Source organism: Streptococcus mitis, from assembly GCF_946190285.1.
Taxonomy (GTDB): domain Bacteria; phylum Bacillota; class Bacilli; order Lactobacillales; family Streptococcaceae; genus Streptococcus; species Streptococcus mitis_CP.
Genome location: NZ_CAMHZX010000001.1, coordinates 647,313 through 669,735, shown reverse-complemented (window position 1 = coordinate 669,735; position 22,423 = coordinate 647,313). Strand labels below are relative to the sequence as shown.

Below are 22,423 nucleotides of genomic sequence, written 5' to 3'. Positions count from 1 at the left end.
GGAAAGTAAATGTCAAAAGATAAGAAAAATGAGGGCAAAGAAATCCTCGAAGAATTTAAAGAGTTATCAGAATGGCAGAAACGAAACCAAGAATATCTAAAAAGGAAGGCTGAAGAAGAGGCGGCCCTAGCTGAGGAGAAGGAAAAGGAAAGACAAACTCGAAAGGGAGAAGAATCTGAGAAGTCAGAGGACAAGGGGGGCTCGGAGAGTGAAGCGTACCCAGAAGATGAAGAATCAGCTAAGGAAGAGTCTGAAGAAAAAGTAGAAGCCTCAGAGGGTGACAAAGAGGAAGAAGAGATAGAAGAATCAGGGTCTAAAGAGGACGAGGACCAGGATAAAAAGCTTGCTAAAAAGGCTACAAAAGAAAAACCAGCCAAAGCAAAGATTCCTGGCCTCCATATCTTGCGAGCTCTAACGATTTTATTTCCAAGTCTGCTTTTATTGATTGTCTCTGCCTACTTACTCAGTCCTTATGCGACCATGAAGGATATCCGTATTGAGGGAACGGTGCAAACTACAGCTGATGATATTCGACAGGCTTCAGGCATTCAGGATTCGGATTATACGATTAACCTTCTGCTAGACAAGGCAAAATATGAAGAGCAGATTAAGTCTAACTATTGGGTGGAATCAGCTCAGCTTGTTTATCAATTTCCAACTAAGTTCACTATCAAGGTCAAGGAATATGATATTGTGGCCTACTATGTTTCTGGGGAAAATCATTATCCTATTCTTTCCAGTGGTCAGCTTGAGACCAGTGCTGTGAGCTTGGTTAGTCTACCAGAAACTTATTTGTCAGTTCTCTTTAATGATAGCGAACAAATCAAGGTTTTTGTCTCAGAACTTTCTCAAATTAGTCCAGAACTCAAGGCGGCTATCCAAAAGGTGGAACTAGCCCCAAGCAAGGTGACATCAGATTTAATTCGATTGACTATGAATGATTCGGACGAAATCTTGGTTCCCCTTTCTGAAATGAGTAAGAAATTGCCTTACTACAGTAAGATTAAGCCTCAATTGTCAGAACCGAGTGTGGTCGATATGGAAGCTGGAATTTACAGCTACACTGTGGCGGATAAATTAATTATGGAGGCAGAAGAAAAAGCTAAAAAAGAGGCCGAAGAAGCTGAGAAGAAACAGAAAGAGGAAGAGAAGAAAAGGCTGGAAGAACAGCAGAATAAACTGGAAGAAGAGAAGAAAAAATTGGAGGAAGAGAGCAATCGAAACCAAACAAGTCAGCGTTCATCGCGTCGCTAGGTTTAGCTTTTCTCCTATAACTCTTTAGTTGCTATGTTTTTACTTGACAAGTGTTAGTAGAAATAATAGAATAGTAAAAAACCTTTAAAGCAGTCCAGAGAGGCAGCTAAGGTTAGACGGTGAAAGGGTGGAGACTACCCATTTTTCGTGGAACCTTGCTGTTGGCAGGTTCCTTTTTTCGTGGCTTCTGTTGCCCAGACTCTCTCACTAGCAAAGGTAAAAGGAGAAACCTATGCGAGAACATCGTCCAGTCATTGCTCTTGATTTTCCTAGTTTTGAGGCAGTCAAGGAATTCTTAGCTCTTTTTCCAGCAGAAGAAAGCCTTTATCTCAAGGTAGGGATGGAGCTCTATTATGCAGCGGGTCCTGAGATTGTGTCTTACTTGAAAGGTCTGGGTCACAGCGTCTTTCTTGATCTCAAACTTCATGACATTCCCAATACAGTCAAGTCAGCCATGAAGGTCCTGTCTCAGCTTGGTGTGGATATGACCAATGTTCATGCGGCTGGTGGTGTAGAGATGATGAAGGCTGCGCGTGAAGGTCTTGGAAGTCAAGCCAAATTGATCGCTGTCACTCAGCTGACATCAACATCAGAAACTCAGATGCAGGACTTTCAAAATATCCAAACTAGCCTGCAAGAGTCTGTCATTCATTATGCCAAGAAGACAGCTGAAGCGGGATTAGACGGTGTTGTCTGCTCGGCTCAGGAAGTGCAACTCATCAAGCAGGCTACCAATCCAGAGTTTATCTGTCTGACACCGGGCATTCGTCCGGCTGGAGCTGCAGTTGGAGACCAAAAACGCGTGATGACGCCAGCGGATGCTTATCAAATCGGTAGTGACTATATCGTAGTGGGACGTCCCATTACCCAAGCTGAGGATCCTGTTGCAGCTTATCATGCCATCAAGGATGAATGGACACAGGACTGGAATTAAAGAACTAGATTAGAAAAATAAAAGGAGAATACCATGACACTTGCTAAAGATATCGCTAGCCACCTCTTGAAAATTCAAGCCGTTTACCTCAAACCAGAGGAGCCTTTCACTTGGGCATCTGGTATAAAGTCACCCATTTATACGGATAACCGTGTGACCCTTGCCTATCCAGAAACTCGTACCTTAATTGAAAATGGTTTTGTAGATGCTATCAAAGAAGCCTTTCCAGAGGTAGAAGTGATTGCAGGAACTGCAACAGCTGGGATTCCTCACGGAGCCATCATTGCTGACAAGATGAATCTGCCATTTGCCTACATCCGTAGCAAACCAAAAGACCACGGTGCTGGTAATCAAATCGAAGGCCGCGTAACTCAGGGTCAAAAAATGGTAGTGGTTGAAGATCTTATTTCAACAGGTGGTTCTGTTCTTGAAGCAGTAGCAGCTGCTAAACGAGAAGGAGCAGATGTGCTAGGAGTTGTAGCGATTTTCAGTTACCAATTGCCAAAAGCAGATAAGAACTTCTCAGATGCAGGTGTCAAACTTGTGACGCTTTCTAACTACAGTGAGCTCATTCACCTAGCCCAAGAAGAAGGCTATATCACACCAGAAGGCTTAGATCTCCTAAAACGCTTTAAAGAAGACCAAGAAAATTGGCAAAATGCCTAAAACATAGAAAATCAGGTAGTCACTAGGATTACCTGATTTCTTTTTTATACTAGAAAATGAAAAGATTATTTGAATTTCCATAACTTAAGAAAGTTTATCATTTTTAATTATCTTTGTAAAATGATTGAAAGTATGAAATTTCCAAACAAAATATTTGAAAAGTTTTGAAAAAAGAGTTATGATATTTTTGTAATATACAAAGTAAACGCTTACTTATCAAGGAGGGCATTTTATGTCATACAAAACAAGCAATGCAGAAGGTCATGTAGACTTCATCAATACCTATGATTTGGAGCCAATGGCGCAACAAGTCATTCCTAAAGCAGCATTTGGCTATATCGCTAGTGGGGCGGAAGATACTTTCACTTTACGTGAGAATATCCGTGCCTTTAACCACAAGCTCATTGTTCCGCATACGCTTTGCAATGTAGAAAATCCAAGTACAGAGATTGAATTTGCAGGTGAAAAATTGTCTTCACCAATCATTATGGCGCCTGTTGCAGCTCATAAATTGGCAAATGAACAAGGTGAAGTGGCGACTGCGCGTGGTGTGCATGAGTTTGGTTCTCTTTACACAACTAGCTCTTACTCTACTGTAGACCTTCCAGAAATTACGGAAGCCCTTCAAGGGACACCTCACTGGTTCCAATTTTACTTTAGTAAAGATGATGGAATCAATCGCCACATCATGGACCGTGTGAAAGCTGAAGGTTATAAGGCGATTGTCTTGACGGCAGATGCTACTGTAGGGGGCAATCGTGAGGTTGATAAGCGTAATGGTTTTGTCTTCCCAGTTGGCATGCCGATTGTTGAAGAATACCTGCCAGAAGGTGCTGGAAAATCAATGGACTTTGTTTATAAATCAGCTAAACAACGCTTGTCTCCACGTGATGTAGAATTTATCGCTGAATACTCAGGACTTCCTGTGTATGTCAAGGGGCCACAATGCCGTGAGGACGTTGAACGTTCGCTTGCTGCAGGAGCCTCTGGTATCTGGGTAACCAACCACGGTGGCCGCCAAATCGACGGTGGACCAGCTGCCTTCGACTCACTTCAAGAAGTAGCAGAAGCAGTTGACAAACGTGTTCCTATTGTCTTTGACTCAGGTATTCGTCGTGGTCAACACGTCTTTAAAGCCCTGGCATCAGGAGCAGACTTGGTAGCTATTGGTCGCCCGGTTATTTATGGCTTGGCCCTCGGTGGTAGTGTCGGTGTACGCCAAGTCTTTGAACACTTGAATGCAGAATTGAAGACAGTTATGCAATTGTCTGGAACTCAGACTATTGAAGATGTCAAACACTTCAAACTCCGTCACAATCCATACAATCCAACCTTCCCAGTTGACCCTCGTGATTTGAAATTGTATTGATAAAGTAGAAGGCCTCCACCTGATGTGGAGGTTTTTCTTCGTGTATAGAAAGATTAAATCGTTTTCAGAGATTATATAAATATATTTTTCAGTCAAATATCTTGCTAGGGCTTTCAAATTCTGTTATACTGGTCCAGTAATTAAATAATAAAGACATTTGGGGTGCTTTAGGCTGAGATGATACCCATTGAACCTGATACAGTTAAGACTGGCGAAGGGAAATGTGAAAAGTTTTTTTCGTATGTCGAAAAGAACTGTCTAATCTTGTAAGCTAAACTCTAATTCTTGTGTGTGATTAGAGCTTTTTTTGTTTATATAAGCTGGATGAAGGCGATACAAAGCATTTAGGTAGCTCTTCTTGAACGCCCTTGATTTTCTTTAAAAAGGTCAAGTAAAACTAGAATTTTCTTGGTGTTTTGTTGATTACGAACAAGTAAAGAGAGGAAAAGTAAATATGGAAACACAAGACTATGCATTTGAGCCAGGTTTGATTGTTGGAGAATTATTAAAAAGCAGTCAGAAGGATTGGCAGGCTGCAATCAATCATCGTTTTGTTAAGGAACTTTTTGCGGGGACAATTGAGAATAAGGTCTTAAAAGAATACCTGATTCAGGATTATCACTTCTTTGATGCCTTCTTATCTATGCTGGGTGCCTGCGTAGCCCACGCAGACCAACTTGAATCCAAGCTTCGCTTTGCCAAGCAACTAGGCTTTCTTGAAGCAGATGAAGACGGTTATTTCCAAAAGGCTTTCAAAGAGTTAAATGTAGCAGAGCATGACTATCTAGAAGTGGACCTGCACCCTGTAACAAAGGCATTTCAGGATCTTATGTATTCGGCAGTGGATTCATCAGACTATGCTCATCTTTTGGTCATGCTGGTCATTGCAGAAGGCCTCTATTTAGACTGGGGTTCTAAAGATTTGGCACTACCTGAAGCCTATATTCATTCGGAATGGATCAATCTCCACAGAGGTCCTTTCTTTGCAGAGTGGGTTCAATTTCTGGTTGATGAACTTAATCGTATCGGGAAAAATCGAGAAGATTTATCAGAACTTCAGCAACGCTGGAATCAAGCGGTCGCTTTAGAATTAGCCTTTTTTGATATTGGCTATGACGCCTAGAGAAGGTTTAGGATATTTACAAATTTGATGAGGTAAATCATTCAATGTAAATGGTAAATAAAAAAATTTCTTAACGAAAGATAGAGATAAATCGAAATCAGTAGATTGTATAAAGTGAAAAGGAAGGATTTCAATATGACAAGTTTAAAATTATTAAAAGAAAAAGCACCTTTGGTCATTTGTATAACCAATGATGTAGTAAAAAATTTCACAGCAAATGGATTAGTAGCACTGGGTGCATCACCAGCCATGAGTGCGTTTCCTGCAGATTTAGAGGATTTGTTAAAGTATGCTGGAGGTTTATTAATAAACATAGGAACATTGACAGATGAAAATTGGAAATTATATCAAGCTGCTCTGAAAATTGCAGAGAAATATAATGTCCCAGCAGTTTTAGATCCTGTAGCTTGTGGAGCAGGAGAATATAGAAAAAAAGTAGCAGATGATCTAATCAAAAATTACAAACTAGCAGCGATTAGAGGAAATGCTGGCGAGATTGCCTCTTTAGTAGGGATAAATGTGGCATCTAAAGGAGTAGATAGTGCGGGAGTAGATAATATTGATGAAATTGCTCTAGCAGCAAATAAGAAGTTCAATATCCCTATAATAGTAACAGGTGAAGTGGATGCTATTGCGGTAAATGGAGAAGTGGTAACGATTCATAATGGTAGTGCCATGATGCCAAAAGTTATTGGGACAGGATGCTTATTAGGTGCTGTAGTAGCAAGCTTTATCGGACTTGAAAAAGGTCAAGAATTGAAATCATTAGAAACAGCAATGTTGGTTTACAATATAGCTGGAGAAATGGCAGAAAAACGTCCAAATGGGCATCTTCCTGGAACATTTAAAGTTGAATTTATAAATGCCTTATACGAGATTACAGACGAAGATGTAAAGGAATTCAAAAGAGTGAAGTAAAATGTTTCATAAAGAATTACTAAAACTATATTTTATTTGTGGAACGACTACTTGCCAAGGTAAAGATCTATATAAGGTCGTTGAGGAAGCCTTAAAAGGTGGTATAACTTTATTTCAATTTCGTGAAAAAGGTGAGGGAGCTTTAGAAGGCAAAGAAAAAGTCGAATTAGCAATTAAACTACAGGATCTTTGCAAAAAATACAATGTTCCATTTATCGTTAATGATGATATTGATTTGGCAATGGGAATTGACGCTGATGGCGTACATGTAGGACAAGATGACCTCGGTGTTGATGAAATTAGAAAATTGATGCCAGATAAAATAATTGGTCTTTCTATAAAAAACAAGGAAGAATTTCAACAATCAAAAGTTGAATATGTAGATTATGTTGGTGTTGGTCCTGTATTTGATACCCAGTCAAAAGATGATGCTGGTGGTGCTATAGGTTATGAAGGTCTTAAATTGATGAGAAAACTATTGCCACAAATGCCCTTAGTTGCAATTGGTGGGATACAGACGAAACATATTAAAGACATTATGAAGACCAATGTTGACGGTGTTTCAATCATTTCAGCAATATCGTATGCAAAAAATATAGAAAAAACTGTTCGGGAAATGAGTGAACAATAGGTATCGATCTAACCAAAGAAAGATCTGTTGTCTTTGTGAGTGCAAGGCTGTATTTCCCAGTTCAATTTCTTGAACTAGAAAAAATCGTTTGTTATAATATTTATATAATTAAATAATAAAGACATTTGGGGTGCTTTAGGCTGAGATGATACCCATTGAACCTGCTACAGTTAGTACTGTCGAAGGGAAATGTGAATAGTTTTTTCTTGAGAAAGAAAAAACCATCTAATTTTGTAAGCAAAACTCTAATTCTTGTGTGTGATTAGAGTTTTTTATTTTTTACTAGATAGACTAGATGCAGAGTATAATGGCAGGTCTCTCTTAAATGCCCTATTGTCTTAAAAGGAGTTTTTTATGTTGAAAAAATGGCAGTTAAAAGATGTTATCTTACTTGCTTTCTTGTCTATCTTTTTTGGTGGCGTTTTTGTAGGATCTGGCTATCTGTTTGATATCCTCACTCTGATTTTAGCCCCTCTTGGTTTGCAGGCCTTTGCCAATGAAATCCTCTTTGGTCTCTGGTGTATGGCTGCGCCTATTGCTGCCATTTTTGTTCCAAGAGTGGGAAGTGCAACGATTGGGGAAGTACTAGCTGCGCTTGCTGAAGTCCTTTATGGTAGCCAATTCGGTCTAGGTGCCCTTTTGTCTGGATTGGTTCAAGGTTTGGGAAGTGAACTTGGTTTTATCGTAACCAAGAATCGCTATGAAAGTTGGCTCTCTCTAACTGCCAATAGTATTGGGATTACGCTTGTTAGCTTTGTCTATGAATACATTAAGTTAGGTTACTACGCCTTCTCCCTTCCTTTTGTCCTTTCCTTGTTTGTAGTACGTTTTATTTCCGTCTTTTTCTTCTGTACCATCTTGGTTCGTGCCATTGTCAAACTTTATCATCAGTTTGCAGCTGGGGGCAAGGCATAGATGGGGCTGGAACTACGAGCGATTCAGTCCCCAATCTTCTCTGAGCCGATTGATTTTACTTTTCATGCGCAAGCCTTTACCTTGTTAGTTGGGAGCAGTGGTTCAGGAAAATCTAGCCTCTTTCAAATGATTGCCCAAGTCAGTTCTCTTCCCTATAGCGGTCAAGTCCTGGTAAATGGGAGCGAGGTCAGTCAGCTTTCTATCATCGAACGTGTCCAGACCGTTGGTATTCTCTTTCAAAATCCCAATCATCAATTTACCATGGAGAACTTGTTTGAGGAGCTGATTTTTACCTTGGAAAATATTGGGCATCCCGTTCAGGAAATTGATTCTAAAATAGCTGAGGTTGTTCGGCAATGTCGCTGCAAGGCGATTTTGCACCGTCCAATTCATCACTTATCAGGTGGGGAAAAGCAAAAGGCTGCTTTGGCTGTTCTTTTTGCTATGAATCCTAGGGTCTATCTCTTGGATGAGCCCTTTGCTTCCATTGACCGCAGGAGCAGATTAGAGATATTGGAGATTCTAAAAGAGTTGGCTTCTAATGGGAAGACAGTTATTTTGTGCGACCATGATTTATCTGATTATGAAGCCTATATCGACCATATGGTGGAGCTAATGGACGGACAACTAAGGGAAATAAATCAACTCCCTTCCTCTGATATGACACAGGTTTCTTCAAAGAATGTTGCTTCTAGCCCGGAATTGTTCCATATGGATCGAACGACTTGTGAGCTGGATAAGCGTCCCCTCTTTTCAATTGCGGATTTTACATTCTACCAAGGAATCTCCTGTATTTTGGGTGATAATGGTGTCGGGAAATCAACCCTCTTTCGCTCCATTCTTCAATTTCAAAAGTATAAGGGGCGCATTACCTGGAAGGGGACAGTCCTGAAAAAGAAAAAGAGTTTGTATCGTGACCTGACGGGTGTTGTTCAGGAAGCTGAGAAACAGTTTATCAGAGTTAGTCTGCGAGAAGAACTTCAATTAGATGGACCTGATTCTGAAAGAAATCAACGAATCTTCCAAGCTTTACGATATTTTAATCTGGAGCAGGCACTTGATAAGAGTCCCTATCAATTAAGTGGTGGCCAGCAAAAGATTCTTCAGCTCTTGACCATCTTGACTAGTAAGGCTTCTGTAATCTTGCTAGATGAACCTTTTGCAGGTTTGGATGATAGAGCTTGCCATTATTTTTGTCAGTGGATTGTGGAGGAGAGAAATCAAGGCAGAAGTTTTCTGATCATTAGCCATCGTTTAGATCCCTTGATCTCTGTGGTTGATTATTGGATTGAGATGACTAGTCAGGATCTCAGTCATGTGAAAGAAGTGACAATTACTAAACCACTCACATCTCAGAGTAGCAATACCCAAAGGGAGGTGAGATAGTATGGTCAAAGTAGCAACCCAGACACCGATTATCAGTCTCTTCTTGCTGATTTTATCGCTGGAAACATCTTTCATTCCTTCGATTGCTCTTAATCTCTCGGTAGTTGCATTTTGTATTCTCTTTATGCTCTATTACCGTCGATTTAAAGTATTGGCTTGGATGATTCTGCTCGCCATTTTGCCATCCTTGGCCAACTACTGGGCAGTTCAGTTACATGGAGATGCTTCGCAGGCAGTCATGCTTGGAACGAGGGCTTTTGTGACCGTTTGTATTGGTCTTGTCTTTGTCTCCTCTATTTCCCTAAAAGAGCTTCTCTTGTACTTGGCTCAAAAGGGGTTATCACGCTCTTGGTCCTATGCCTTGATTGTGGTATTCAATTCCTTCCCCCTCATTCAGCAAGAAATCAAGTCCCTCAAGGAAGCTTGCTTATTACGCGGTCAAGAACTGCATTTTTGGTCTCCCTTGATTTACAGCAAGGTTCTGATGACGGTCTTTAGGTGGCGCCATCTTTACCTGAGAGCCCTATCGGCGCATGGATATGACGAACATGCACAGGTGGAGAATCGCTATCGGACTTTTTATATTCCTCAAAGGACACTATTCATCTACCTGCTTTTCTTTTTATTGCTTCAAACCAGTCTATTTTTATAAAGGAGTTATTATGGAATTTACAGATATTGCGATGGAATTATCCAAGGAAGCTTGGCAGGCTTCCTTTCATCACCCCTTTGTTTTACAGTTGCAAGAGGGAAATTTAGACCCATCCATCTTTCGCTATTACCTGATTCAGGATGCCTACTATTTGAAGGCCTTCTCAGAAGCCTATCACCTCTTGGCTGATAAGACTTCAAACCAAGAGATGAAAAGACTCTTGAAACAAAATGCTCAGAGTCTAGTGGAGGGTGAGTTATTTATCCGCCAACAATTTTTCAAGGAATTGGAAATCAGCGACCAGGAAATGGAGCAACATCCAATCGCTCCAACCTGCTATCATTATATCTCTCACATTTATCGTCAATTTGCAGAGCCAAACTTGGGTATTGCTTTTGCAAGTTTGCTGCCTTGTCCTTGGCTATATCATGATATAGGCAAATCACTTAATCTTAAACCATCACCAAATCCTCTCTACCAACAATGGATTGAAACTTATATTACGGATGAGTTGGAGCAGCAGATCAGAGAGGAAGAAGTTTTGGTCAATCAGCTCTATCGAGAAAGTGACGAGACAGACAAGAAAAAAATGCTAGATGTCTTCCACATCAGTGTTCATATGGAAGCTAAGTTTTGGGAAATGGCCTACCAACACCAGACATGGAAGAGCGATTTACAGTCTTTAGAAACAGGAGAAGAATAGAAACATGAGAAAGCACCAATTACAAGTTCACAAATTAACCATTTTATCCATGATGATTGCCCTTGATGTAGTCCTTACGCCTATCTTTCGGATTGAGGGAATGGCACCGATGTCCAGTGTCGTTAATATTCTGGCAGGAATCATGATGGGACCTGTTTATGCCTTGGCTATGGCTACAGTGACAGCCTTTATCCGTATGACGACTCAAGGGATTCCGCCTTTAGCTCTCACAGGAGCGACTTTTGGAGCCCTCCTTGCAGGCCTCTTTTATAAGTATGGTCGAAAATTTTACTTTTCTGCCTTGGGAGAAATTTTGGGAACAGGTATCATTGGTTCTATTGTTTCCTATCCTGTTATGGTACTCTTTACAGGATCGGCTGCTAAGCTTAGTTGGTTTATCTATACTCCTCGATTTTTCGGAGCAACCTTAATCGGTACAGCGATTTCCTTTATTGCCTTTCGATTTTTAATCAAGCAGGAATTCTTTAAAAAAGTTCAGGGATATTTCTTTGTTGAAAGGATAGACTGATGCAGGCATTTACAAATCCCTTTCCTATAGGCTCTAGTTCCTTAATTCACTGTATTACCAATGAGATTTCTTGTGAGATATTGGCAAATGGGATTTTGGCTCTGGGATGTAAACCAGTTATGGCAGATGATTCCCGTGAGGTTCTTGATTTTACTAAGCAAAGCCAGGCACTCTTCATCAATTTAGGGCATTTGTCAGCTGGGAAGGAAAAAGCAATCCGTATAGCAGCTTCTTATGCAGCTCAAGTTTCTCTCCCAATGGTAGTAGATGCGGTTGGCGTAACAGCTTCATCCATTCGTAAGAGCTTAGTTAAAGACCTTTTAGACTATAGCCCTACGGTCCTTAAAGGAAACATGTCGGAAATCCGAAGTCTTGTTGGCTTAAAACACCACGGCGTTGGGGTCGATGCGAGTGCTAAAGACCAAGAAACTGAGGATTTACTTCAAGTCTTGAAAGACTGGTGTCAGACCTATCCTGGTATGTCTTTCTTAGTTACTGGCCCCAAGGACCTCATCGTTTCAGAAAATCAAGTTGCTATATTGGGAAATGGCTGTGCAGAATTAGACTGGATAACAGGGACAGGAGACTTAGTTGGAGCTTTAACAGCTGTTTTTCTCAGCCAAGGAAAAACTGCCTTTGAAGCTTCGTGTCTAGCGGTCTCTTATCTCAATATCTCTGCTGAGAGAATAGTTGTTCAAGGAATGGGATTGGAAGAATTTCGTTACCAAGTACTTAATCAGCTTTCGCTCCTCAAAAGAGATGAAAACTGGCTAGACGCTATCAAAGGAGAGGTTTATGAATAGAGAAGAACTTAGACTATATCTGGTAACCAATCGCTACCAAGATTCCTTGAAAAGTTTTCTTGAAAAGATTGAGACGGCATGCCGTTCAGGGGTTACCATAGTCCAATTGCGAGAAAAAAATCTTACAACCAATCAATATTATCAACTGGCAAAAGAAGTCAAGGAAATAACAGATGCCTATCAGGTACCCTTGATAATAGATGATCGTTTGGATGTTTGTCTTGCGGTTGATGCTGCTGGTTTGCATATCGGAGACGATGAACTACCAGTTTCGGTTACCCGACAAGTCTTAGGTCCTGACAAAATCCTCGGTGTTACAGCTAAAACTGTAAAAAGAGCCCTCGAGGCAGAGGAAGGAGGGGCGAATTACTTGGGGACAGGAGCTATTTTCCCGACTACGACCAAGGAAAATGCGCCTATCACCCTGATTTCAACCTTGAAGACAATTTGCCAAAGGGTCGCCATTCCAGTAGTTGCTATCGGAGGTTTAACTTCGGAGAACATTGACCAACTTATGGGCACTGGCATAGCTGGTGTAGCTGTAGTGCGTGATTTGATGCAGGCAGAAGATATAGAGACAAAAACGCAAGCCTTTTTGACAAAGTTGGATGACATTATTTTCTAATTAATACTCAATGAAAATCAAAGAGCAAACTAGGAAGCTAGTCGCAGGTTGCTCAAAGCACAGCTTTGAGGTTGCAGATAAAGCTGACGTCGTTTGAAGAGATTTTCGAAGAGTATAAAAACTCTCTAATTCCCTTAAAGTAGGAACTAGAGAGTTTTTTTAATCTTTAAAGCTTGTATGGTTAACTGGGCCAGAACCATGACCGAGTTGAGGGGCGTCTTGGATGGCTTTCGTGATAAAGGCCTTGGCTTTATCGACTGCTTGATAGAGGGTTTTCCCCTTGGCTAGTTCAGCAGTAATCACTGCAGCAAAGGTACATCCAGTACCATGTGTATGACAGGTTTGAATTCGTGGACTTTCCCAGACAAATTGGTCATCCTTGGTAAAGAGGAAATCCTTGGCACCGCCTTCGAGATGGCCTCCTTTGATGACAACAGACTGAGGACCAAATTCTTTTAAAATCAGGCGACCGGCACGCTGCATGTCTTCAGGATCATGGATTGAAAAACCAACAATCTCTTCTGCCTCAGGAAGATTGGGTGTAATAATAGTTGCAAGGGGAAGTAGATTTGTTTTTAGGTAGTCTCTGGCACTGGTATCAATCAGGGTGTCTCCGCTCGTAGCGACCATAACAGGGTCAAGGACGTAGGGACAGTCCAGCTTTTTAAGATAGGGCTGGATGATTTCCATAATTTCGGTAGTTGCCAACATCCCAGTTTTTACAGCCTGAGGCTTGATATCCGAAAAGACACTCTCCAATTGGGCTTTCAACATTTGAGGAGAAACGTGCTCGATTAATTGAACGCCTCTGGTATTTTGAGCGACAAGACTGGTCACAACGGCCATTCCATAGACATCTCTAGCTTGGAACGACTTTAAATCAGCCATAATGCCAGCACCACCACTAGGGTCAGTCCCTGCAATGGTCAAAGCAACGGGTAAATAAGTCATCTAAAACCTCCCAACCAACTGAAGTTTGTATTCTTAAGAACAAGCTAGTCCGTTTCAGGAAGGCAATAGAAGACTGCTAGTCCCCATTATCATTTCCACTTCCATCAGCTAGCATTACCTAGATTGAGTCAAAGGGTCTAACAGTTGTTAATCTCAGCTTTACGCACCCCTAGTGGTTGTTTTCTTTTTTCTTTAGTATAGCATATTTTTATAGTTTATATAGTAAGATTTGACTGAAAATCCTTTATCAAATGGTTAAAATTCAAATTTTCAAAGAAAAGATTAATTTTATAATTGACAAATGTAGATTTTAAGAGTATACTGTAATTGTAATCGACAAATGTAGATTTAGGAGGTGCGATTATGCAGATTTCAGATGCAGAATGGCAGGTCATGAAGATTATTTGGATGCAAGGAGAGCAGACTAGTACGGATTTGATCAGGGTTTTGGCGGAGCGGTTCGACTGGTCCAAGTCAACCATTCAAACTCTTTTGGCTCGTCTGGTTGAGAAAGAGTGTCTGACTCGGAAAAAAGAAGGTAAGTCCTTTGTTTATTCGGCGCTTTTAACTCTAGACCAAAGCCGAGACTTGCTTGTCCAAGATATCAAGGACAAGGTTTGTTCCCGTAGGATTAAGAACTTGCTGGCTGATTTGATTGCTGAATGTGATTTTACTCAGGCTGACTTGGAAGGCTTGGAAGCTGTGATTTCTGAGAAGAAATCAAGCGCTGTAACAGAAGTAAAATGTAATTGTATGTAAAGGAGACGTCATGTTAAATAGTATTGTAACCATTGTTTGTATTACCCTTATCGCCTTTATCTTGTTTTGGTTTTTCAAAAAGCCTGAAAAATCTGGACAAAAAGCCCAGCAAAAAAACGGCTACCAAGAGATTCGAGTGGAGGTCATGGGGGGCTATACGCCTGAGTTGATTATCCTCAAGAAATCAGTGCCAGCCCGTATTGTCTTTGACCGCAAGGACCCTTCACCCTGTCTGGACCAAATTGTTTTTCCAGATTTTGGTGTACATGCGGACCTGCCAATGGGTGAAGAGTATGTAGTGGAAATCACGCCTGAGCAGGCTGGAGAGTATGGTTTCTCTTGTGGCATGAATATGATGCACGGCAAGATGATTGTAGAATAGGAGAATGATATGACTGAAATTGTAAAAGCAAGTCTTGAAAATGGTGTTCAAAAAATCCGTATCACGGTAGACAAAGGCTACCATCCAGCTCATATACAGCTTCAAAAAGGGATTCCAGCTGAGATTACCTTTCATCGAGCAACTCCTTCAAACTGTTACAAGGAAATTCTGTTTGAAGAAGAAGGCATCTTGGAACCAATCGGCGTAGATGAGGAGAAAGTCATTCGTTTTACACCTCAAGAATTAGGTCAACATGAATTTTCTTGTGGTATGAAGATGCAAAAGGGAAGTTATACAGTTGTTGAGAAGACTCGAAAATCTCTATCACTTTTACAGCGTTTTTGGATTACTAGTATCTTTACTGTGCCTCTTGTGATTCTCATGATTGGGATGTCGACAGGAGGAATTAGTCACCAAGTCATGCGTTGGGGCACCTTTTTAGCCACAACACCGATTATGCTAGTAGCAGGTGGTCCTTATATCCAAAGTGCTTGGGCTAGTTTTAAAAAGCACAATGCCAACATGGATACCTTGGTTGCTCTGGGAACCCTAGTGGCCTATTTCTATAGCTTAGTTGCCCTCTTCGCTGGCCTCCCCGTTTACTTTGAAAGTGCTGCCTTTATCTTCTTCTTCGTTCTTATGGGAGCTGTTTTTGAGGAGAAAATGCGGAAAAATACTTCCCAAGCTGTGGAGAAATTACTTGACTTGCAGGCTAAAACTGCAGAAGTCTTGCGTGAGGATAACTATGTTCAAGTTCCTTTGGAGCAAGTCAAGGTAGGTGACCTGATTCGAGTGCGTCCCGGTGAAAAGATTGCTGTTGATGGTGTCGTAGTAGAAGGTATCTCTAGTATTGATGAGTCTATGGTGACAGGTGAGAGTCTGCCTGTGGACAAGACAGTTGGAGATACCGTCATTGGCTCAACCATCAATAATAGTGGAACACTTGTTTTTAGAGCAGAAAAAGTTGGTTCAGAGACTGTTTTGGCTCAGATTGTCGATTTTGTGAAGAAAGCTCAAACCAGTCGTGCACCGATTCAGGACTTGACGGATAAGATTTCAGGGATTTTTGTCCCAGCGGTTGTCATTTTAGGGATTGTGACCTTTTGGGTATGGTTTGTCTTGCTCAGGGATAGTGTAGTCGTGCTTGGAGCGAGCTTTGTCTCTTCTCTTCTCTATGGGGTGGCTGTTTTGATTATTGCCTGCCCTTGTGCCTTGGGACTTGCAACACCGACAGCCCTTATGGTGGGGACAGGTCGCAGTGCCAAGATGGGAGTTCTCCTCAAAAACGGAACGGTTCTACAGGAAATCCAGAAAGTTCAAACTATCGTCTTTGATAAGACCGGGACTTTGACGGAAGGGAAACCTGTGGTAACAGATATCATCGGCGACGAAGTAGAAGTGCTTGGATTGGCAGCTTCCTTGGAAGAAGCTTCTCAACACCCACTGGCTGAAGCCGTTGTGAAACGAGCGAGTGAAGCTGGACTTGAGCTTCACACTGTTGAAAATTTCCAAGCCTTGCACGGAAAAGGTGTTTCAGGGCAAATTAATGGAAAACAAGTTTTGCTTGGAAATGCTAAAATGCTGGATGGCATGAACATTTCAAGCGTTTATCAAGAAAAATTAGAAGAACTGGAAAAAGAAGCTAAGACAGTTGTGTTCTTGGCTGTTGAGAATGAAATCAAAGGCTTGCTTGCTCTGCAAGATATTCCTAAGGAAAATGCTAAGCTTGCCATCAGTCAGTTGAAAAAACGTGGTCTTAAAACAGTCATGCTGACAGGAGACAATGCTGGTGTGGCGCGTGCTATTGCCGATCAGATCGGAATCGAAGAGGTCATTGCAGGTGTCTTGCCAGAAGAAAAAGCCCACGAAATCCATAAGTTACAAGCGGCTGGCAAAGTAGCCTTTGTTGGTGATGGCATCAATGACGCTCCTGCTCTTAGTGTAGCAGATGTGGGGATTGCTATGGGAGCTGGAACAGATATTGCCATCGAGTCAGCAGATTTGGTGTTGACAACTAATAACCTCCTAGGAGTGGTTCGTGCCTTTGACATGAGTAAGAAAACCTTTAATCGAATTCTGCTCAATCTTTTCTGGGCCTTTATCTACAATGTCGCCGGAATTCCGATTGCAGCAGGAGTCTTTTCAGGTGTTGGACTGGCGCTTAATCCAGAACTAGCAGGTCTAGCCATGGCCTTTAGTTCGGTATCTGTTTTGACCAGTTCCCTTCTGTTAAACTTTAGTAAAATAGATTAAAAGCGAGCTTGCTCGCTTTTTATTATAAAACAGACTCTAAAAACGTTTCCAAACTGTACTGTAATAGAGAATAAAAACTTCTGAGCAGATTCTTAGTAAAGTCAAAATAAATGTGATAAATTAGTAGTGTAAAAATTTACTGAAACGTTTTCAAAAACTATATGAAACCTTTTTTAGTAGATTTAAAAATATTTGAAGGAGAGTTATCATTATGACTCAAGGGAAAATTACTGCATCTGCAGCAATGCTTAATGTATTGAAAACATGGGGCGTAGACACAATCTACGGTATCCCATCAGGAACACTCAGCTCATTGATGGACGCTTTGGCTGAAGACAAAGATATCCGCTTCTTGCAAGTTCGCCACGAAGAAACAGGTGCTCTTGCAGCGGTTATGCAAGCTAAATTCGGCGGCTCAATCGGGGTTGCAGTTGGTTCAGGTGGTCCAGGTGCGACTCACTTGATTAACGGTGTTTACGATGCAGCTATGGATAACACTCCATTCCTAGCAATCCTTGGATCACGTCCAGTTAACGAACTCAACATGGATGCTTTCCAAGAATTGAACCAAAACCCAATGTACAACGGTATCGCTGTATACAACAAACGTGTAGCATACGCTGAGCAATTACCAAAAGTAATCGACGAAGCTTGCCGTGCTGCAGTTTCTAAAAAAGGTCCAGCTGTTGTTGAAATTCCAGTAAACTTCGGTTTCCAAGAAATCGACGAAAACTCATACTACGGTTCAGGTTCATACGAACGTTCATTCATCGCTCCTGCTTTGAACGAAGCTGAAATCGACAAAGCTGTTGAAATCTTGAACAATGCTGAACGTCCAGTTATCTATGCTGGTTACGGTGGTGTTAAAGCCGGTGAAGTGATCACTGAATTGTCACGTAAAATCAAAGCACCAATCATCACAACTGGTAAAAACTTTGAAGCTTTCGAATGGAACTATGAAGGTTTGACAGGTTCTGCTTACCGTGTTGGTTGGAAACCAGCCAACGAAGTGGTCTTTGAAGCAGACACAGTTCTTTTCCTTGGTTCAAACTTCCCATTTGCTGAAGTTTACGAAGCATTCAAGAATACTGAAAAATTCATCCAAGTTGATATCGACCCTTACAAACTTGGTAAACGTCATGCCCTAGACGCTTCAATCCTTGGTGACGCAGGTCAAGCAGCGAAAGCAATCCTTGACAAAGTGAATCCAGTTGAATCTACTCCATGGTGGCGTGCAAACGTGAAGAATAACCAAAACTGGCGTGATTACATGAACAAACTCGAAGGTAAAACTGAGGGTGAATTGCAATTGTATCAAGTTTACAATGCAATCAACAAACATGCTGATCAAGACGCTATCTATTCAATCGACGTAGGTGACACTACTCAAACATCTACTCGTCACCTTCACATGACACCTAAGAACATGTGGCGTACATCTCCACTCTTTGCGACAATGGGTATTGCCCTTCCTGGTGGTATCGCTGCTAAGAAAGACAATCCAGATCGCCAAGTATGGAACATCATGGGTGACGGTGCATTCAACATGTGCTACCCAGACGTTATCACAAACGTTCAATACGACCTTCCAGTTATCAACGTTGTCTTCTCAAATGGTAAATATGCCTTCATCAAGGACAAATACGAAGACACAAACAAACACTTGTTTGGTTGTGACTTCCCTAATGCTGACTATGCGAAAATCGCTGAAGCTCAAGGAGCTGTTGGATTTACAGTTGACCGTATCGAAGATATCGATGCAGTTGTTGCAGAAGCTGTTAAATTGAGCAAAGAAGGTAAAACTGTTGTTATCGATGCTCGCATCTCTCAACATCGTCCACTTCCAGTAGAAGTACTTGAATTGGATCCAAAACTTCACTCAGAAGAAGCAATCAAAGCCTTCAAGGAAAAATACGAAGCACAAGAACTCGTACCATTCCGCCTCTTCTTGGAAGAAGAAGGATTGCAATCACGCGCAATCAAATAATTTCTCACATCGAAAATCAAATGTAAACTTTGTAGATTTTATTCTTTGATTTTCAAGAGTCGAACTTGAAAAGATCGGAGCAATCCGGTCTTTTTCTGGAGGATAGTAAATGAATTTAAATCAATTAGATATCATCGTTTCAGATGTTCCTCAAGTCTGTGCTGACTTGGAGCGTATTTTGGATAAAAAAGCCGATTATGTTGATGACAGTTTTGCTCAGTTCACGATTGGCAGTCACTGTCTCATGTTGTCACAAAGTCATTTGGTTTCTTTGGAAAACTTTCAGTCAGGCATCATTCTTCACATCGAGGTTGAGGATGTAGACCAGAACTATCGACGATTGAAAGAGCTTGGTGTCGAGATTTTACACGATCCTTGTGAAACGGATTGGGGAACAGAGTCCTTATTAGTTAAAGGCCCTGCTGGCCTAGTGCTTGATTTTTATCGTATGAAATAGGGTGCGTAGTCATTTGGCGTTAACCTTAGCTATTTTTAAAACAAAAATAGTATGAAAATCTAGTTATCCGTATAAACACTGGACTTATCACACTTTATCAAGGTCGAAACCAATCAATTTACTACTAATTTACTACTTATGAATGAGCTTTGATACGACGATTTACCCTTGAAAAGTGAAGAAACAAAGATACTTCCAATAAAAATTGAATAGGCAAAAGGTGGACACTTCAAAAATGAGGTGTCTATTTTTTTACCCGATTTGAAAGGACGTGATACTACGAAAATAGAAAAACAAGAGAATAAAGGTCGCTCCCCACCGTGAAAGACCATCAAACAAACGAGATTCATTCAACCATAAAAAAGAAAGGATAGGTAAAAATATGGAACTTAAATTTGTGATTCCCAAGATGGAAAAAACATTCGGCAATTTAGAATTTGCTGGCGAGGATAAAGTCGTACAGCGAAGAATCAACGGACATCTAACCGTCTTATCTCGAAGCTATAATCTCTATTCAGACGTTCAAAGAGCAGATGATATTGTGGTCGTACTTCCTGCTGAAGCTGGCGAAAAACATTTCGGCTTTGAGGAACGTGTTAAGTTAGTCAATCCACGTATTACCGCCGAGGGCTATAAAATCGGCACTCGTGGTTTTACAAATTACCTTTTACATGCTGACGACATGGTAAAAGAATAAAGAAAGAGAGGAAAAATGATGAGATTAGCAAATGGTATCGTATTAGATAAAGACACGACTTTTGGAGAATTAAAATTCTCTGCTCTACGTCGTGAAGTGAGAATCCAAAATGAAGACGGTACGGTTTCAGAGGAAATCAAAGAACGTACCTATGACTTAAAATCCAAAGGGCAAGGACGCATGATTCAAGTAAGTATTCCTGCCAGCGTGCCTTTGAAAGAGTTTGAATATAACGCACGGGTGGAACTTATCAATCCCATTGCGGATACTGTCGCTACTGCTACCTTTCAAGGAGCAGATGTTGACTGGTACATCAAGGCAGACGATATTGTGCTGACAAAGGATTCTAATTCCTTTAGAAATCAACAGCCACCTAAGAAAGAACCTGCTACGGACAAATAGCCACGTATCTTCCATTAGAGAGAAAGGAGAAAATCAAACATGAAACAGCGTGTCTTTCGTGGTAAAAGGATTCGTCCGAGTGACAAAGATTTAGTCTTTCATTTTACAGTAGCGTCCTTACTGCCTATTTTACTGCTTGTTGTCGGACTGTTTCATGTGAAGACAATCCAGCAGGTCAACTGGCAGGACTTTAACCTATCACAAGCAGATAAGATTGACATTCCGTATTTAAGTATCAGTTTCAGTGTCGCAATTCTTGTCTGCTTGCTGGTGGCGTTTCTATTCAAACGGTATCGCTATGATACGATTAAACAACTCTACCACCGTCAAAAGCTGGCGAAGATGGTTCTTGAAAATAAGTGGTATGAATCAGAACAGGTCAAAACAGATGGCTTCTTCAAGGATTCCCCCAGTCGTACCAAAGAAAAGATAACCTACTTCCCTAAAATCTATTATCGCCTTAAAAATGGCTTAATACAGATACAAGTGGAAATCACTCTGGGGAAATATCAAGACCAGCTCCTACACTTGGAAAAGAAATTAGAAAGTGGCTTGTACTGTGAGCTGACGGATAAAGAGTTAAAGGATTCCTACGTGGAATATACCTTGCTCTATGATATGATAGCCCGTCGTATTTCTATTGATGAAGTACAAGCTCATGATGGGAAACTTTGCTTAATGAAAAATATGTGGTGGGAATATGACAATCTGCCTCACATGCTCATAGCTGGTGGTACAGGTGGCGGTAAGACCTACTTTATCCTGACACTGATTGAAGCCTTGCTTCATACAGATTCTAAGCTGTATATCTTAGACCCGAAAAATGCAGACTTAGCCGATTTAGGCTCTGTGATGGCAAATGTCCACTACAGAAAAGAAGACTTGCTTTCCTGCATTGATACATTCTATGAAGAAATGATAAAACGCAGTGAGGAAATGAAGCAGATGGAAAATTATAAGACTGGCGAAAATTATGCTTACTTAGGACTTCCAGCACACTTCTTAATCTTTGATGAATATGTCGCTTTCATGGAAATGCTGGGAACAAAAGAAAACACCGCAGTTATAAATAAGTTGAAACAGATTGTCATGTTAGGTCGTCAAGCTGGCTTCTTTCTAATACTGGCTTGTCAGCGTCCAGACGCAAAATATCTAGGCGACGGAATCCGTGACCAGTTTAATTTCAGAGTGGCTTTAGGTCGTATGTCTGAAATGGGCTATGGCATGATGTTTGGCAGTGACGTACAAAAGGATTTCTTCTTAAAGCGAATCAAAGGTCGTGGCTATGTTGATGTAGGAACAAGTGTCATATCAGAGTTTTATACTCCCCTTGTACCAAAAGGACATGACTTTTTAGAGGAAATTAAAAAGTTATCCAACAGCAGACAGGACACAAAAAAGCCATCATCAGAACAACAAGAAATGGAGAAATAAAAGTAATGGATATTAAAAGATTGGAGATATATCATACACCGACTGAAAAATCTGTCATTTGTCTTTGCTTGAATACAGACCAATTCACGGTAGATTGTGAACAATACATCATTGACCGATACAGGCATTTTACCGTCAATCCAAAAGTACGATTCTATTCCAGAATAGATAAGCTGATTGATGAAATTATCCGTGAAGTGAAGAAACCACCGTTCACATTCAGAATGAGGTTAGAGAAGCGACATAGTATTACCAGCAAAAATATTCTATATGAATTTCAGCTTTTTGATAGAAATTCATTCAAAACGGACGGTCTATCAGAAGTGATTGAACAGGAATATTTAAGACCAGAAGTTGATTTGGTAGTGATTTACACTGGCATACAGGGAGAATCAAAGGCAGATACAGACGACAAAGGCAGGTTTTACGGTCTTAAACCGTAAGTTCTGGCTTTGTCGGGCAGGGCTTGCCCTGCCCATTAACCCCCCGTATCTAACAGGGGGGTACAAATCGACAGGAAACAGTCAAAAAAACATTAGAAAATCCTTTGGTTACAAGGGATTTACAAAATTTCAGCGTATGTAAAATGGGCT

At 40.9% G+C, this 22,423-nt stretch carries 24 protein-coding genes and 3 riboswitches; of the genes, 23 read left to right on the top strand and 1 reads right to left on the bottom strand.

Features of this window, described 5'->3' with window-relative positions; all coding sequences use genetic code 11:
• Positions 1-9 precede the first annotated feature (9 nt).
• The 14 genes from N8L39_RS03265 (at position 10) to thiE (N8L39_RS03200) (ending at position 12,508) form a co-directional block, all read left to right on the top strand.
• Complete coding sequence (locus tag N8L39_RS03265) at positions 10-1,254, top strand: cell division protein FtsQ/DivIB (protein ID WP_261009700.1); 1,245 nt, start codon at positions 10-12, stop codon at positions 1,252-1,254.
• Between the two features lie 232 nt (positions 1,255-1,486).
• A complete protein-coding gene (gene pyrF / locus N8L39_RS03260) occupies positions 1,487-2,188 on the top strand; it encodes an orotidine-5'-phosphate decarboxylase (protein ID WP_261009701.1) in 702 nt (233 codons plus the stop codon).
• Positions 2,189-2,221: 33 nt separating this feature from the next.
• A complete protein-coding gene (pyrE, locus tag N8L39_RS03255; RefSeq protein ID WP_261009702.1) occupies positions 2,222-2,854 on the top strand; it encodes an orotate phosphoribosyltransferase in 633 nt (210 codons plus the stop codon).
• 232 nt (positions 2,855-3,086) lie between these two features.
• A complete protein-coding gene (gene lctO / locus N8L39_RS03250; protein ID WP_000120723.1) occupies positions 3,087-4,223 on the top strand; it encodes an L-lactate oxidase in 1,137 nt (378 codons plus the stop codon).
• A gap of 148 nt (positions 4,224-4,371) precedes the next feature.
• Positions 4,372-4,460, top strand: a riboswitch (TPP riboswitch).
• A gap of 217 nt (positions 4,461-4,677) precedes the next feature.
• The gene (locus N8L39_RS03245; protein ID WP_261009703.1) at positions 4,678-5,346 is read left to right on the top strand and encodes a TenA family protein; all 669 of its coding nucleotides are present in this window, start codon (positions 4,678-4,680) and stop codon (positions 5,344-5,346) included.
• A 135-nt stretch (positions 5,347-5,481) separates the two neighbouring features.
• Complete coding sequence (thiM, locus tag N8L39_RS03240) at positions 5,482-6,264, top strand: hydroxyethylthiazole kinase (protein ID WP_261009704.1); 783 nt, start codon at positions 5,482-5,484, stop codon at positions 6,262-6,264.
• Position 6,265: 1 nt separating this feature from the next.
• Positions 6,266-6,895, top strand: a complete 630-nt coding sequence (gene thiE / locus N8L39_RS03235; RefSeq protein ID WP_261009705.1) for a thiamine phosphate synthase — start codon at positions 6,266-6,268, stop codon at positions 6,893-6,895.
• A 116-nt stretch (positions 6,896-7,011) separates the two neighbouring features.
• Positions 7,012-7,100: riboswitch (TPP riboswitch) on the top strand.
• Between the two features lie 149 nt (positions 7,101-7,249).
• Positions 7,250-7,810, top strand: a complete 561-nt coding sequence (locus tag N8L39_RS03230) for an ECF transporter S component (RefSeq protein ID WP_000915274.1) — start codon at positions 7,250-7,252, stop codon at positions 7,808-7,810.
• A complete protein-coding gene (locus tag N8L39_RS03225; RefSeq protein ID WP_261009706.1) occupies positions 7,811-9,196 on the top strand; it encodes an ATP-binding cassette domain-containing protein in 1,386 nt (461 codons plus the stop codon).
• Between the two features lies 1 nt (position 9,197).
• Positions 9,198-9,848 (top strand): energy-coupling factor transporter transmembrane component T, encoded by a 651-nt coding sequence (locus tag N8L39_RS03220; RefSeq protein ID WP_261009707.1) that lies wholly within the window; start codon positions 9,198-9,200, stop codon positions 9,846-9,848.
• Positions 9,849-9,858: 10 nt separating this feature from the next.
• On the top strand, positions 9,859-10,551 hold the full coding sequence (gene tenA / locus N8L39_RS03215; RefSeq protein WP_261009708.1) for a thiaminase II: 693 nt from the start codon (positions 9,859-9,861) through the stop codon (positions 10,549-10,551).
• Between the two features lie 4 nt (positions 10,552-10,555).
• Entirely contained in the window at positions 10,556-11,080 is a 525-nt protein-coding gene (gene thiW / locus N8L39_RS03210) for an energy coupling factor transporter S component ThiW (protein ID WP_261009709.1), read from the top strand.
• Positions 11,080-11,883, top strand: coding sequence for a hydroxyethylthiazole kinase (gene thiM / locus N8L39_RS03205; protein WP_261009710.1), 804 nt, complete (start codon positions 11,080-11,082; stop codon positions 11,881-11,883). The genes thiW and thiM (N8L39_RS03205) overlap by 1 nt, the downstream gene beginning before the upstream one ends.
• Positions 11,876-12,508, top strand: a complete 633-nt coding sequence (gene thiE, locus N8L39_RS03200) for a thiamine phosphate synthase (RefSeq protein ID WP_261009711.1) — start codon at positions 11,876-11,878, stop codon at positions 12,506-12,508. Before thiM (N8L39_RS03205) ends, thiE (N8L39_RS03200) begins: the two co-directional genes overlap by 8 nt.
• Before the next feature lie 159 nt (positions 12,509-12,667).
• On the opposite strand, the gene thiD is transcribed toward thiE (N8L39_RS03200), so the two are convergent.
• Positions 12,668-13,459 carry a bifunctional hydroxymethylpyrimidine kinase/phosphomethylpyrimidine kinase gene (gene thiD / locus N8L39_RS03195; protein WP_261009712.1) on the bottom strand — a complete coding sequence of 264 codons (792 nt, stop codon included), beginning with the start codon at positions 13,457-13,459 and terminating at the stop codon, positions 12,668-12,670.
• Positions 13,460-13,542: 83 nt separating this feature from the next.
• A riboswitch (TPP riboswitch) is annotated at positions 13,543-13,640 on the bottom strand.
• Between the two features lie 182 nt (positions 13,641-13,822).
• Between thiD and N8L39_RS03190 the strand changes: the two genes are divergently transcribed.
• The 9 genes from N8L39_RS03190 (at position 13,823) to N8L39_RS03150 (ending at position 22,273) form a co-directional block, all read left to right on the top strand.
• On the top strand, positions 13,823-14,218 hold the full coding sequence (locus N8L39_RS03190) for a CopY/TcrY family copper transport repressor (RefSeq protein ID WP_261009713.1): 396 nt from the start codon (positions 13,823-13,825) through the stop codon (positions 14,216-14,218).
• Positions 14,219-14,228: 10 nt separating this feature from the next.
• The gene (locus tag N8L39_RS03185) at positions 14,229-14,600 is read left to right on the top strand and encodes a cupredoxin domain-containing protein (protein ID WP_023943154.1); all 372 of its coding nucleotides are present in this window, start codon (positions 14,229-14,231) and stop codon (positions 14,598-14,600) included.
• Positions 14,601-14,609: 9 nt separating this feature from the next.
• Positions 14,610-16,853, top strand: coding sequence for a heavy metal translocating P-type ATPase (locus N8L39_RS03180; protein WP_261009714.1), 2,244 nt, complete (start codon positions 14,610-14,612; stop codon positions 16,851-16,853).
• Positions 16,854-17,064: 211 nt separating this feature from the next.
• Positions 17,065-18,840, top strand: a complete 1,776-nt coding sequence (spxB, locus tag N8L39_RS03175) for a pyruvate oxidase (protein ID WP_261009715.1) — start codon at positions 17,065-17,067, stop codon at positions 18,838-18,840.
• Between the two features lie 109 nt (positions 18,841-18,949).
• Positions 18,950-19,297 carry a VOC family protein gene (locus tag N8L39_RS03170; RefSeq protein ID WP_261009716.1) on the top strand — a complete coding sequence of 116 codons (348 nt, stop codon included), beginning with the start codon at positions 18,950-18,952 and terminating at the stop codon, positions 19,295-19,297.
• Between the two features lie 382 nt (positions 19,298-19,679).
• A complete protein-coding gene (locus tag N8L39_RS03165) occupies positions 19,680-19,994 on the top strand; it encodes a YdcP family protein (protein ID WP_000420680.1) in 315 nt (104 codons plus the stop codon).
• 15 nt (positions 19,995-20,009) lie between these two features.
• Positions 20,010-20,396, top strand: coding sequence for a YdcP family protein (locus N8L39_RS03160; RefSeq protein ID WP_000985016.1), 387 nt, complete (start codon positions 20,010-20,012; stop codon positions 20,394-20,396).
• A gap of 39 nt (positions 20,397-20,435) precedes the next feature.
• On the top strand, positions 20,436-21,830 hold the full coding sequence (locus N8L39_RS03155) for an FtsK/SpoIIIE domain-containing protein (protein WP_015646594.1): 1,395 nt from the start codon (positions 20,436-20,438) through the stop codon (positions 21,828-21,830).
• A 5-nt stretch (positions 21,831-21,835) separates the two neighbouring features.
• Entirely contained in the window at positions 21,836-22,273 is a 438-nt protein-coding gene (locus tag N8L39_RS03150; protein WP_015646595.1) for a hypothetical protein, read from the top strand.
• Positions 22,274-22,423 lie beyond the last annotated feature (150 nt).

Excerpts from the sequence above, each read along its gene's own strand:
- N8L39_RS03265 (WP_261009700.1), top strand. The coding sequence starts at position 10 with ATGTCAAAAGATAAGAAAAATGAGGGCAAAGAAATCCTCGAAGAATTT.
- pyrF (WP_261009701.1), top strand. The coding sequence starts at position 1,487 with ATGCGAGAACATCGTCCAGTCATTGCTCTTGATTTTCCTAGTTTTGAG.
- pyrE (WP_261009702.1), top strand. The coding sequence starts at position 2,222 with ATGACACTTGCTAAAGATATCGCTAGCCACCTCTTGAAAATTCAAGCC.
- lctO (WP_000120723.1), top strand. The coding sequence starts at position 3,087 with ATGTCATACAAAACAAGCAATGCAGAAGGTCATGTAGACTTCATCAAT.
- N8L39_RS03245 (WP_261009703.1), top strand. The coding sequence starts at position 4,678 with ATGGAAACACAAGACTATGCATTTGAGCCAGGTTTGATTGTTGGAGAA.
- thiM (WP_261009704.1), top strand. The coding sequence starts at position 5,482 with ATGACAAGTTTAAAATTATTAAAAGAAAAAGCACCTTTGGTCATTTGT.
- thiE (WP_261009705.1), top strand. The coding sequence starts at position 6,266 with ATGTTTCATAAAGAATTACTAAAACTATATTTTATTTGTGGAACGACT.
- N8L39_RS03230 (WP_000915274.1), top strand. The coding sequence starts at position 7,250 with ATGTTGAAAAAATGGCAGTTAAAAGATGTTATCTTACTTGCTTTCTTG.
- N8L39_RS03225 (WP_261009706.1), top strand. The coding sequence starts at position 7,811 with ATGGGGCTGGAACTACGAGCGATTCAGTCCCCAATCTTCTCTGAGCCG.
- N8L39_RS03220 (WP_261009707.1), top strand. The coding sequence starts at position 9,198 with ATGGTCAAAGTAGCAACCCAGACACCGATTATCAGTCTCTTCTTGCTG.
- tenA (WP_261009708.1), top strand. The coding sequence starts at position 9,859 with ATGGAATTTACAGATATTGCGATGGAATTATCCAAGGAAGCTTGGCAG.
- thiW (WP_261009709.1), top strand. The coding sequence starts at position 10,556 with ATGAGAAAGCACCAATTACAAGTTCACAAATTAACCATTTTATCCATG.
- thiM (WP_261009710.1), top strand. The coding sequence starts at position 11,080 with ATGCAGGCATTTACAAATCCCTTTCCTATAGGCTCTAGTTCCTTAATT.
- thiE (WP_261009711.1), top strand. The coding sequence starts at position 11,876 with ATGAATAGAGAAGAACTTAGACTATATCTGGTAACCAATCGCTACCAA.
- thiD (WP_261009712.1), bottom strand. The coding sequence starts at position 13,459 with ATGACTTATTTACCCGTTGCTTTGACCATTGCAGGGACTGACCCTAGT.
- N8L39_RS03190 (WP_261009713.1), top strand. The coding sequence starts at position 13,823 with ATGCAGATTTCAGATGCAGAATGGCAGGTCATGAAGATTATTTGGATG.
- N8L39_RS03185 (WP_023943154.1), top strand. The coding sequence starts at position 14,229 with ATGTTAAATAGTATTGTAACCATTGTTTGTATTACCCTTATCGCCTTT.
- N8L39_RS03180 (WP_261009714.1), top strand. The coding sequence starts at position 14,610 with ATGACTGAAATTGTAAAAGCAAGTCTTGAAAATGGTGTTCAAAAAATC.
- spxB (WP_261009715.1), top strand. The coding sequence starts at position 17,065 with ATGACTCAAGGGAAAATTACTGCATCTGCAGCAATGCTTAATGTATTG.
- N8L39_RS03170 (WP_261009716.1), top strand. The coding sequence starts at position 18,950 with ATGAATTTAAATCAATTAGATATCATCGTTTCAGATGTTCCTCAAGTC.
- N8L39_RS03165 (WP_000420680.1), top strand. The coding sequence starts at position 19,680 with ATGGAACTTAAATTTGTGATTCCCAAGATGGAAAAAACATTCGGCAAT.
- N8L39_RS03160 (WP_000985016.1), top strand. The coding sequence starts at position 20,010 with ATGATGAGATTAGCAAATGGTATCGTATTAGATAAAGACACGACTTTT.
- N8L39_RS03155 (WP_015646594.1), top strand. The coding sequence starts at position 20,436 with ATGAAACAGCGTGTCTTTCGTGGTAAAAGGATTCGTCCGAGTGACAAA.
- N8L39_RS03150 (WP_015646595.1), top strand. The coding sequence starts at position 21,836 with ATGGATATTAAAAGATTGGAGATATATCATACACCGACTGAAAAATCT.